Here is a 4,543-nt window from a genome sequence, read left to right as displayed (position 1 = left end):
GTCCGCTTCGCCGACGGCATCACCACCCTCCACACCCACGGCGTCCGCCACTACCTCGAACTCGGCCCCGACGCCACCCTCACCACCATGGCCCAGGACGCCCTGCCGGAGGGTGCCACCTTCGTCCCCACCCTCCACCGCGAGCGGGACGAGCACCACACCTTCCTCACCGCCCTGGCCACCGCACACACCCACGGCGTCCACGTCGACTGGACTCCCCTGATCGGCGAGACCAGCACACCCACCGCCCTCCCCACCTACCCCTTCCAACGCCAGCGCTACTGGCTGGAGACGTCGCAGCCCACCACCGGCGGCCCGAACACCTCCGCCCACCCCCTCCTCACCGCGGCGATCACCCTGCCCGACGGGGAAGGCGCCGTGTTCACCGGCGAGGTGTCGCTCAAGGCCCAGCCGTGGCTGAGCGATCACGTCGTCCACGGAACGGTGGTGCTGCCGGGCGTGGCGTTCGTGGATCTGCTGCTGCACGCGGCCGGGTACGTCGGCTGCGATCAGATCGAAGAGCTGACGCACCATGCCTTCCTGGCCGTGCCGGAGCGTGGCGCTCGGCAGCTGCGGCTCACCGTGGGGGCCGCGGACGAGGCCGGGCGGCGGTCGTTCGCGCTGTTCTCGTCGGAGAGCGGGGCGGCCGAGGAGACGGCCGAGTGGACCCGCCATGCCAGTGGCTTCCTCGCCGATTCCGCGCCGGAGCCCGCGTTCGACCTCACGGCGTGGCCGCCCGCCGAGGGCGAGTCCGTCGACGTCGAGGAGTTCTACCGCGGGTTCATCGGGCGTGGATACGAGTACGGGCCGCTGTTCCGGGGCTTCCGGGCGGGCTGGCGGGACGGTGACACCCTTTACGCGGAGATCGCGCTCCCGGACGGTACGGACCCGGAGGCGTACGGCGTCCATCCCGCCCTGCTGGACTCGGCGCTGCACCCGCTGATGCTGTTCTGGTACGAGTCGGAGCGCGTACGGCTGCCCTTCTCGTGGAGCGGTGCGGCATTGCACGCCGTCGGCCCGTCCCGGTTGCGGGTGCGGCTGTCCCGTTCGGAGCGGGACGTGATGTCGCTGGCGGTGGCCGACGCCACGGGCGCCCCCGTGCTCACCATCGCCGGGCTGGCCATGCGGGAGGTGGCGCCGGATCAGCTGGCCGCCGCCCGAGCCCGGCAGAGCGATGCCCTCTACGAGCCGAGCTGGCTCCCCGTGCCCGCGCCCGCATCACAGACCGGCGGCCCGTGGGCGGTGGTCGGCGTGACGGAGGTGGCCGCCGCGCTCCGTACCGCCGGGATCGACGCGGTGGGCTACGCCACCCTCGCCACGCTCGGCGGGGAGGGCGCCAAACCGCCGCAGATCGTGGTGACGGGGCCTGCCCGCTCCGACGGCGGTGACCTGGCGGCCGACGCCCACACCGCGGTCGGCGACATGCTCGCCCTGGTCCAGGACTTCGTCTCCCACGAGACCCTCGCCGACGCGCGGCTGGTGGTGCTGACCCGAGGGGCGGTGGCCACGGAGGTCGGCGAGCGGGTGCCGGATCCGGCGGCGGCCACGGTGTGGGGACTGATGCGCACCGCGGACGCGGAGTATCCCGGCCGGTTCGTGCTCGTCGACCTGGACGCGTCGGACGCCTCGTACCGCGCGCTCCCGGCGGCGCTCGCCACGGGCGAATCCCAGCTCGCCATCCGCGGCGGTGAGCTGCGCGTGCCCCGGCTGGTGCGCGCGACGCTGCCCGCGGCAGAGACAACGGAAACTCCGGAGACCGACGGCGGGGCGAACGGCGCCGGGCTCGACCCCGAGGGGACCGTGCTCATCACCGGCGGCACCGGCACCCTCGGCGGCCTGCTGGCCCGGCACCTCGTGGAGCGGCACGGCGTACGGCATCTGCTGCTGGCCAGCCGGCGCGGCCCGGCGGCGGACGGCGCGGTCGAACTGGCCGCGGAGCTGAAGGCACTGGGCGCCGACGTGTCCGTCGCGGCCTGCGACACCGCGGACGCCGAGGCGGTGTCCGGACTGCTGCGGTCGATTCCCGACGCGCACCCGCTGACCGGTGTGTTCCACACGGCCGGGGTGCTGGACGACGCCGCCGTCGCCTCGCTGACGCCGGAACGGCTCGCGCGGGTCATGCGGCCCAAGGTCGATGCCGCCTGGCATCTGCACCGGCTGACGGAGGACCTGGACCTGGCCGCGTTCGTGCTGTTCTCCTCCGCCGCGGGGGCGATCGGCAATGCGGGACAGGCCAACTACGCGGCCGCGAACACCTTCCTGGACGGGCTCGCCGCCCACCGCCGAGGACGCGGGCTACCGGGTCTTTCGCTGGCGTGGGGCCTGTGGGCACAGACCAGCGAGCTGACGGCGGGGCTGGATCCGGTCGGGCGGGCGCGGCTGGGTCGGGGTGGCATCGGCGCGATGCGCACGGCCCAGGCGCTCGGCCTGCTCGACCTCGCCCTGGGCTCGCCGCAGGCGCTGCTGGTGCCCGCGAAGCTGGACCTGGCCCGGCTGGGCGAGGGCGATGCTCCGGTGCCCCCGGTGTTGCAGGGGCTGGTCCGCTCCCGGGCGCGTCGGGCTGCCGCCACGGGCGGTGCGTCGGCCCCGGACACGCTGCGGCAGCGGATCGCCCCGCATGACGAGGCCACGCAGCTGGACATCCTCCTCACGTACATCCGCGGGCAGGTCGCCGCGGTCCTCGGTCATGGTTCGCCGGACGCCATCGACGCCGACAGCGGATTCCTGGAGATGGGGCTCGACTCGCTCACCACCGTCGAGTTCCGCAACAACCTCAACCACGCCACCGGCCTCCGGCTACCGCCGACCACCCTGTTCGACTACCCCACGCCGGTGCAGCTGGCCTCCATGCTGCGGGCCGAACTGGCCCCGGTCCGGGCCGTCGAGGAGGTTCCGCAGGCGCTGGTCGCCGAGTTGGACCGGCTGGAGAGCAGTCTGCGGACCGCCGTTCCCGGTGTCCGTACCGCGGTGGCCGCGCGCATGCAGGCTCTCCTGCTGACGCTGGACGGCGCGGGCCCGGAGGACGCCGCACCGGAGCGGCCGGGGGCGGAGGGCGTGACGATCGAGTCCGCGACGGATGACGAGATCTTCGACTTCATCGACAACGAGCTGGGGCTCTCTTGACCACCGTCTCCACAGGCAGACACCGCCAGCCCGGCGGCCAAAATGTTCCGCGCCGCGTTCACGTCGCGGTCGTGCACGGCGCCGCAGACGCACGTCCACTCCCGGACGTTCAGCGGCAGCTTCTCGCGGACCGTGCCGCAGGCCCCGCACAGCTTGCTGCTGGGGAACCATCCTGCCCTGCTCCGCAGGAGCTTCGTTTCCTCCCCGACCTGAAGGCCGGAGTACCCACGAAGGAATCCCGATGAACGAGGACAAGCTGCGCGACTATCTCAAGCGGGTGACCGCCGACCTCCAGCGCACCCGTCAGCGGCTGGCCGAGGCGGAGTCACGGAGCCGCGAGCCGATCGCGGTCGTGGGCATGGCCTGCCGGTTTCCCGGCGGGGCCACCACGCCCGAGGGGCTGTGGGAGCTGGTGTCCGAGGGGCGTGACGCGGTGGGGCCGTTCCCGGACAACCGGGGCTGGGACCTGGACGGCCTGTACGACCCGGACCCCAACGCCACCGGGAAGACCTATGCCCGCCAGGGCGGCTTCCTCTACGACGCCGACCGCTTCGACCCCGAGTTCTTCGGCATCAGCCCCCGCGAGGCCCTCGCGCTCGACCCCCAGCAGCGGCTGCTCCTCGAAACCAGCTGGGAGTGCGTGGAGAGCGCCGGGCTGTCCCTCGGCGAGCTGCGCGGCAGCCGTACGGGGGTGTTCAGCGGGGTGTCCGGGCACGAGTACGCGTCGCTCATCCACCGCGGCCCGGAGGATGTCGAGGGTCATCTGCTGACCGGTACGACGCTCAGCGTGGCGTCCGGGCGGATCGCGTACACGCTCGGTCTGGAGGGCCCGGCGGTCACCGTGGACACCGCGTGCTCCTCCTCGCTGGTGGCGCTCCACATGGCCTGTCAGTCGCTGCGGAACGACGAGTCGACCATGGCGCTGGCCGGTGGCGCCGCGGTGATGCCGACGCCGGGGATGTTCGTGGAGTTCAGCCGCCAGCGCGGGCTGGCGCCCGACGGCCGGGCCAAGTCCTACTCCGCTGCCGCCGACGGCACCACCTGGGCCGAGGGCGCGGGCACGATCCTGCTCGAACGGCTCTCCGACGCCCAGGCCAACGGACATCCCATCCTGGCCGTCATCCGCGGCTCGGCGGTCAACCAGGACGGCAAGAGCAGCCAGCTGAGTGCGCCCAACGGCCCCGCTCAGCAGCGGGTCATCCACGCCGCCCTCGCGAGCGCCGGGCTCACCCCCGACCAGGTGGACGCCGTCGAAGGCCATGGCACCGGCACCACCCTCGGCGACCCCATCGAAGCCCAGGCCCTGCTCGCCACGTACGGTCAGAACCGCGACGAACCCCTCTGGCTCGGGTCCTTCAAGTCCAACATCGGCCACGCCCAGGCGGCGGCCGGTATCGGTGGCGTCATCAAGATGATCCAG

Annotated in this window: 2 protein-coding genes and 1 pseudogene; 2 read left to right on the top strand and 1 reads right to left on the bottom strand. The window is 73.1% G+C overall.

Annotated features, from left to right (window positions below):
• Window positions 1-3,123 (top strand): SDR family NAD(P)-dependent oxidoreductase (locus LCH29_RS43500; protein WP_446467210.1); only part of this gene is annotated, 3,123 nt, incomplete at its 5' end.
• Between the two features lie 2 nt (window positions 3,124-3,125).
• Here the strand turns inward: LCH29_RS43500 and LCH29_RS43495 are convergent.
• Window positions 3,126-3,293 (bottom strand): annotated as a pseudogene (locus LCH29_RS43495) (zinc ribbon domain-containing protein); the annotation flags it as partial.
• A gap of 71 nt (window positions 3,294-3,364) precedes the next feature.
• On the opposite strand from LCH29_RS43495, the gene LCH29_RS43490 reads away from it, so the two are divergent.
• On the top strand, window positions 3,365-4,543 hold a 1,179-nt coding region (locus LCH29_RS43490; protein ID WP_446467209.1), incomplete at its 3' end, for a beta-ketoacyl synthase N-terminal-like domain-containing protein.

The organism is Streptomyces sp. BRA346 (genome assembly GCF_052851135.1).
This window is presented reverse-complemented; position numbering and strand designations above follow the sequence as displayed.